This window comes from Corynebacterium sp. UMB10119B, from assembly GCF_030228125.1.
Classification (GTDB): Bacteria; Actinomycetota; Actinomycetes; order Mycobacteriales; family Mycobacteriaceae; genus Corynebacterium; species Corynebacterium pseudogenitalium.
Genome location: NZ_JASPBG010000010.1, coordinates 82,819 through 89,383, shown reverse-complemented (window position 1 = coordinate 89,383; position 6,565 = coordinate 82,819). Strand labels below are relative to the sequence as shown.

Annotated in this window: 6 protein-coding genes and 1 tRNA gene; 1 reads left to right on the top strand and 6 read right to left on the bottom strand. The window is 67.3% G+C overall.

What is annotated here, in order from left to right; genetic code table 11:
- Positions 1-156: 156 nt before the first annotated feature.
- Both QP802_RS08600 and QP802_RS08595 read right to left on the bottom strand, forming a co-directional pair.
- Positions 157-239 (bottom strand) — tRNA-Tyr (locus tag QP802_RS08600).
- Positions 240-321: 82 nt separating this feature from the next.
- Positions 322-1,338 carry a polyprenyl synthetase family protein gene (locus QP802_RS08595; protein WP_070363146.1) on the bottom strand — a complete coding sequence of 339 codons (1,017 nt, stop codon included), beginning with the start codon at positions 1,336-1,338 and terminating at the stop codon, positions 322-324.
- Between the two features lie 145 nt (positions 1,339-1,483).
- Here QP802_RS08595 and QP802_RS08590 point away from each other — a divergent pair, with 145 nt between their 5' ends.
- Entirely contained in the window at positions 1,484-2,710 is a 1,227-nt protein-coding gene (locus QP802_RS08590) for a geranylgeranyl reductase family protein (protein ID WP_070363147.1), read from the top strand.
- On the opposite strand, the gene QP802_RS08585 is transcribed toward QP802_RS08590, so the two are convergent.
- Genes QP802_RS08585 through menD form a run of 4 tightly spaced genes read right to left on the bottom strand, consistent with a single transcriptional unit; the run spans position 2,700 to position 6,565 of the window.
- Positions 2,700-3,392, bottom strand: a complete 693-nt coding sequence (locus QP802_RS08585) for a demethylmenaquinone methyltransferase (protein ID WP_070363148.1) — start codon at positions 3,390-3,392, stop codon at positions 2,700-2,702. The genes QP802_RS08590 and QP802_RS08585 overlap by 11 nt on opposite strands.
- Positions 3,393-3,398: 6 nt before the next feature.
- The gene (locus tag QP802_RS08580; protein WP_083290806.1) at positions 3,399-4,520 is read right to left on the bottom strand and encodes a glycosyltransferase family 4 protein; all 1,122 of its coding nucleotides are present in this window, start codon (positions 4,518-4,520) and stop codon (positions 3,399-3,401) included.
- Between the two features lie 3 nt (positions 4,521-4,523).
- Positions 4,524-4,949 carry a DUF3592 domain-containing protein gene (locus QP802_RS08575; RefSeq protein ID WP_369822035.1) on the bottom strand — a complete coding sequence of 142 codons (426 nt, stop codon included), beginning with the start codon at positions 4,947-4,949 and terminating at the stop codon, positions 4,524-4,526.
- Complete coding sequence (menD, locus tag QP802_RS08570) at positions 4,949-6,565, bottom strand: 2-succinyl-5-enolpyruvyl-6-hydroxy-3-cyclohexene-1-carboxylic-acid synthase (protein WP_284818374.1); 1,617 nt, start codon at positions 6,563-6,565, stop codon at positions 4,949-4,951. Before menD ends, QP802_RS08575 begins: the two co-directional genes overlap by 1 nt.

Here is a 6,565-nt window from a genome sequence, read left to right as displayed (position 1 = left end):
GCTGGACGCAGCTAAACACACACAAAATGTCCCTTATCGCGACACGCCGTAAAAACACACAAAATGTCCCTTAAGCCTTCTTTGCGCACGTTATAACGCGTCACTACAACATAAAAAATGCCCGCCCCTCACGTTCTGTGAGAGACGGGCTTGCGGTGCCAGGTAGAAGATTCGAACTTCTGAAGGCGTACGCCGGCGGATTTACAGTCCGCTTCCTTTGGCCACTCGGACAACCTGGCATGCACCGTAAGTGCGTGGACTACTTTACATCAACGCACCCGCGATAAGGCAAATCGCGTGCACAGAGGGCATATCCCACCGCTATCCGACGCGTTCGATAGCGTACACGGAGACCTGCCGCAGTGCTTGGTTTGCGGGGCCGTCGGGAAGGAAGTCGAGTTCGCGCTCGACGATGTCGAGGTACTCACGCACGGTGGCGAGGGAGCGCTGACGCCCTTGCGTCTGACCGAGCAGAGTGATGGCCCGTTCGACGTCGGCGTCGTTTTCGAGTGGGCCAGTGAGGAGGCTACGAAGCTCCTCTGCCGCGGGCGAGTCCTCTTCGAGCGCGTACAGCACGGGCAGGGTAAACACGCCTTCGCGGAGGTCGGTGCCTGGAGTTTTCCCGGACTGGGCACTGTCGGAGTAGATGTCGATGATGTCGTCGACGATCTGGAAGATCATGCCGATGGCGCTGCCCATTCGGGAGCAGCTCTCGACGATGTCGCGCGACGCCCCGGAGTGCAGCGAGCCGAGGTAAGCCGCGGACGCGATGAGGACGGCGGTTTTGCCGTCGATAACTTTGAGGTAGTGCTCGACTGGGTCCTCCCCCTGGGCGCCGACGGTCTCGCGCATTTGGCCGGTGACCAGGCCCTGGAAGGTGTCGGCGAAGTGGGCGACGGTGTCGGTGTCGATTTCGCTCATGAGGCGAGAGGCGTGTGCGAACAGGATGTCACCGGCAAGGATGGCGACGGTGTTGTTCCACCGCATGTTGGCGGAGTCGACGCCGCGGCGCTTCTCGGCTTCGTCCATGACGTCGTCGTGGTAGAGGGTGGCCAGGTGCACCATCTCGGTGGTGGTGGCGCCTTTGATGACGTTGGTGGCGCCCGGGTTGGGGCCGAACTCGCTGCAGAGCAGCGCCACGAGGGGACGGAAGCGTTTGCCGCCAGCGACTGCTAGGTGCATCACTTTGTCGGTAATGAACGCTTCACCTTGTTGGAGGCGTTCCCTGAGCAGCGTTTCAACGTCGCCCATACCCTTCGTAACACGCTCGGTGAGGGCGTCGTCGCCTAGGTCCATGCGAAATCCATGGCGTGGTGACGGTGTTATGCCGTTGGTCATCGATGATGTCCTTGCAGGTTAAAGTACTCATTGCGCCATGCCCGGGGCATGTGCTGCGCGCGGTTAACATCACTAACCGTAGTCCACACCCTCCATTTTTTGCAGTAATGGGGTGTGTCTGCGCTATCTGGCACAATGTGGACTCGTGACTGAGTTTGTTGATTGCGTAGTTGTGGGCGCGGGCCCGTCGGGGGCCACGGCGGCCATTGCCGCCCAGAGAGCTGGGTTTTCTACCTTGCTTCTCGACGCCGCTTCGCCTGGCCGCGACAAAACCTGCGGCGACGGCCTGACCCCACGCGCGGTACATACGCTGCGCCGCCTGGGCCTGGACCACGTGCTGCCCGCCTACCGCAACAAGGGCCTTCGACTGCACGGGTACGGGGGTGACGTGACGGCTCCGTGGCCGGACGGCGTCTACGGCACGGAGGGCTCCGCGAGCCCGCGCGCAACCTTCGATGCCGCGCTGGTCGCGGAGGCCGAGGCCGCGGGTGCCACTGTGTGGCAGGACTGCCCAGCAACGGACGTGGCGTTCGGAGCGGACGGCCTGATCGAGTCCGTGCACACCGCGCGCGGCGAGGTGCGCACCCGCTGGGTGATCGTGGCGGATGGGGTTCGTTCGACGTTCGGCAAGCTGTTGGGCCGTACGTGGCACAAGGGCGAGGTCTTCGGTATCGCGGCGCGTTCCTACTGCACCTCCCCCCTGTCCGGGGAGCCGTGGATGCACTCGCACGTGGAGCTTCGCGACGACACCGGCACCATCCAGCCCGGCTACGGCTGGATCTTTCCGCTCGGCGACGGCACGGTGAACCTCGGCTGCGGCGCCCTGTCCACGGATGCCCGCCCGGCGCGCGTGAACACGAAGAAGCTGCTCCACCAGTACGCGGACCAGCAGCGTGACACCTGGGCCTTGGGCGAGCCGCAGCAGGTCACCAGCGCCCTGCTCCCGATGGGCGGGGCAGTCTCGAACGTGGCGGGTCCGAACTGGGTGCTCATCGGGGATGCGGCGGCGTGCGTGAACCCGCTCAATGGCGAGGGCATCGACTACGGCATGGAGACCGCCGTCATGGCGGTGGAACTGCTGCAGGAGGGCAAGGACTGCACGCTGGCGTGGCCGCTCATCCTGCGGGAGGCGTATGGCCGGGCGTTCACGTTGGCGCGCACGGCGGCCCGCCTGCTTACCTACCCGCAGTTCTTGCCGGTGGCGGGCCCGCTGGCGCTGCGCGGGGTGGCAGGACGCCACCTGATGCCGGCGGCGGCACGCCTGATGGGCAACCTGGTCACCGAAGAAGACACGGACCTGATTTCGCGTGCGTGGCGCGCGGCCGGACGCGCGGTGCCGGTGAACGCGCCGCTGTGGGACGCTACGTTGTAGGTTTCACGGCGCTGTGCAGCGCCACAATGCCGAGCGAGAGGTCCTGCCAGCCGGCGCCTGCCCACCCGTTGTGGTTGATGGCGGCGGCCAGCTCTTCTTGGTGCGGCCACGCCCGGATGGACTCGGCGAGGTACTCGTAGGCTTCTGCGTTGGAGGAGAACACCTTCGCCAGCAGCGGCAGCGCCACCGGCAGGTACTGCTTGTACAGGGTGCGGAAGCCGGGGACGATGGGCGTCGAAAATTCGTTGACCAGAAGGCGCCCGCCGGGCTTGGTCACGCGCGCCATTTCGCGCAGGCCCGCCTCGAAGTCGTAGACGTTGCGCAGGCCGTAGGAGATGGTCACGGCGTCGAAGGTGTTGTCGGCGAACGGCAGGTGCATCGCGTCGCCAACGACCTTGGGCACGTCGCGGTCGCGGCCGGCGGCCAGCATTCCCTGGGAGAAGTCGCAGGCGACGACCCACGCGCCGGACTTCGCCAACTCCACGGTGGACACGGCGGTGCCTGCGGCGAGGTCGAGCACCTTCTCCCCCGGCTTCAGGTTGAGGCGCTCGCGGGCGCGCCTGCGCCAGTACTTGTCCAGCCCGAAGGACAACACGGTGTTGGTGATGTCGTACTTCTCGCCGACGCCGTCAAACATGCCCGCTACGTCGAAGGGCTTCTTCTCCAGATCTGCCTTGGCCATAACGCTCTACTGTAGCGCGCGCTGTGCCTGTTCGTAATACTCGACGAGTTGCTGGCACAGTGCCTCCCACGTTTTGCCGGAAGTGGACTCGCGGGCCGCGACCCGAAGGTCCTGCCACCTGGTCTCGTCGAGACACCACGCGACGGCGTGCGGGAGTTCGGTGGTGAACGTGGGGACGTCGAGAAGGAGGCCGTTGGTGCCCTCGGCGATGAGATCGATGGGCCCGCCGGCGCGCGGCGCGATGGTGGGCACGCCGCTGGCCTGAGCTTCTTGGATGGTTTGGCAGAAGGTTTCAAACTCGCCGGGGTGTACGAAGACGTCGAAGCTGGCGTAGGCGCGGGCGAGCTCCTCGCCGGTGAGCGGGCCGCAGAACACCGTGCCCGGCAATACGGCGCGCAGCTCGTCGGCCTCGGGGCCGCCGCCGACGATCACCACTTGCAGGTCCTCGCGGCCACAGAGTGGTGCGAGGCGGTGCACGCTCTTCTCGGCGGCGAGGCGGCCGACGAACCCGACGATGCGTTTGCGCCCGCTCGGGTCCCAAGTGCGGCGCAGCTCCTCGCTGCGGCGGCGGGGGTGGTAGAGGGTGGCGTCGACACCTCGGCCCCACGTGTGGACGCGCTCGATGCCGTGCCTGCGCAGCTGCTCCACCGCTGCCGACGACGGCGCGAGCGTGAGCTGGCAGGCGTTGTGGAGGCGCCGCGTCCAGTCCCACGAAAGCTTCGCCAGCGCCGGGAGGTGGTACTTCGTGGCGAACCCGGCCACATCGGTTTGGTAGAGCGCTACCGCGGGTACCTTCAGCTGGCGCGCGGCGAACGCGCCGGCCGCCCCGAGCACGAACGGGCTGGCCAGGTGCACCACATCCGGCTGAAAGGAAGTGAGCGCGGCACGCACGGCACTGGTGGGAACCCCGATGGGCAGCGAGTTGACCATCGGCACGCGCACGGTAGGCACGCGCACCACGCGGAAGCCCCGGTAGTCGGGGATTTCCTCCTGGTGTTCGCGCGCCCCGGGGGCGATCACGAGGGCGTCGTGGCCGTACTCGCGAAGGTGGTCGAGCACGCGCAACACGGAATTGGTCACCCCGTTGACGTTCGGCAGGAAGGACTCGGCAACGATGGCCACGCGCATCCGCTACGCCACCCCCTCGCTGTCCTCGCGCACGAAGCGCCCCACGCCCTTCCAGGCCGCGGCAGCCACAAGCGTTGCCACCACGGCGACGGACAGCGCAGGGATCAGCGACAGCGTCCAACCGCGGCCCTCAACCTTGACCAGGTCGGGGTCGGTGCGCGAGTACGTCACCCACACCTGCTGACCCTCGCTGAGCCCGGTTGGGTACAGCAGACCGGTCGCCGGCGAGTGGGTGCGCCCGCGGTCATCCTGATACTCCACGGCGGTGCGGATCTTGCTCACGCCAGTCACGGTGGCGAGGCCGCGGCCGGGGTCGCGGGCGATGCGCCAGTCGTTGATGGCGGGCCCTGCGACCATCGCGAGGCAGCCGAGCATCGCGCACGTGTACAGCGCCAGCACCAGCTGCTGGGCTCGACGCTTCCAGCGGATCACTTTTGCAGCCGCTGCGCGAGCGCTCGCCGGGTGGCCCGTGTGGTGCGCGCTTCCACGACGGTGATCGGGTTGGGTTGTGACTCCAGCTCAAGCAGCACCTCGTGCAGCTCGGCAAGGGTTTCGGCACGGCGGTAGTCGGCTCCGTAGGCCTCCGCCAGCTTTTCGACGTCCACCCCGTGCCTCGTACCAAACGCCTTCTCAAAGTCGTCCCGGACGGACTCCGCCCCGACCTCGAGCGTTTCGAAGATGCCACCGCCGTCGTCGTTGGCGACCACGATGGTGAGGTTGCCGGGGCGTGGCTCGTCGGGCCCGATAAGGAGCCCTCCGGCGTCGTGGAGGAAGGTGAGGTCCCCCATGAGCGCGACGGTGCGCGGGGCGCGGATCTCGTCCGGGTGCAGACGCTGCGTGGCAAGGGCAATGCCGATTGCCTGGGAGACCGTGCCGTCGATGCCCGCGGCGCCGCGCGGGGAGAAGGTCGGCACGCCGTCAAAAGGCATACCGACGAAGGAGGCGTCGCGAACCGGGTTGGAGGCCCCCAACACCAGCGTGTCCCCTACCCCGAGGGTGTCGCACACGGCGGCGGCGACGTGCATGCCGGTAAACCCGTAGTCGGCGTCGGCGAGGGCGTCGCGCACCGTGTTCGCGCCGACGCCGCCCGCGGCCTCGCAGATGGTGATCCACTGCTGGCGCGGCTGGCCGGTCGCGTTGACTCGCGAACCGCGCAGCTGCGGGTTGCCCGTGAACGTTTCCGTGCGCGAAATGCCGATCACGGTGATGTCCGGGTCGGCGAGCAACGCCATCACGTCGCGGTGCAGGGTCGGGTGTCCCACCACGATGACCTGCTCCGGCTTCGTCGACGCCGCAAAATCTCCGCCGTCGTGGCTAATCGAGACCTCGCTCTGCGCGAAGAAGCGCGCGGCCAGCGGGTGCACCTGGTGGAACGGTGTCGGCGCGGTGGGCTCCGCGATGGTGGGCACGTGCTCCAGCCCGGGAACGTCCCAGGCCTCGTCGCCGGCGATGACCAGCGTGTCCTTCGTCAAGTCGACGTCGACGGCGCCGTGGTCACTCCACGCGGGCTTCGTGGCCAGGCGACCCGGACCAACCCGGCGCGACTTCCCCACCGGCTCCGGCAGGGCGTCGGGCACCAGCGGGGTGTCCAGAGCCACGTTGACGTGCACCTGGGCTGCGCCGAAGTCCAGCGCGCGGGCCTCCTCCACACTGGTGACCTGCTGCGTCTTGGCGTAGTGGCCGAAGATGCCCTGCTGCCAAATCGTCTGGGAGGCCCCAGTGCCGACCATCCACTCGGGCCGGTCGGCGCTGATCACGGCCAACGGCACGTGCGCCATGTGCGCCTCCACCATGGCGGGAAGCGTGTTGGCAACCGCGGTGCCGGACGTCATCACTACGCCGACGTGGCGGCGCTGCACGCGCGCCAGGCCGAGGGCGGTGAAGGAGGCGGAACGTTCGTCGATACGCATGTGGACGGTGATGTCCCTGCGGGCGAGCAGCGCGTACGCCAACGGCGAGTTGCGCGAACCTGGGCACATCACCACGTCCGTGACGTGCTGCGAGAGCGACTCGGCGACCTGGTGGGCAATATCCATCGAGTTCAT

Coding starts and splice junctions, on each gene's coding strand:
- QP802_RS08595 (WP_070363146.1), bottom strand. CDS start 1,338: ATGACCAACGGCATAACACCGTCACCACGCCATGGATTTCGCATGGAC.
- QP802_RS08585 (WP_070363148.1), bottom strand. CDS start 3,392: ATGGCCAAGGCAGATCTGGAGAAGAAGCCCTTCGACGTAGCGGGCATG.
- QP802_RS08580 (WP_083290806.1), bottom strand. CDS start 4,520: ATGCGCGTGGCCATCGTTGCCGAGTCCTTCCTGCCGAACGTCAACGGG.
- menD (WP_284818374.1), bottom strand. CDS start 6,565: ATGAACTCGATGGATATTGCCCACCAGGTCGCCGAGTCGCTCTCGCAG.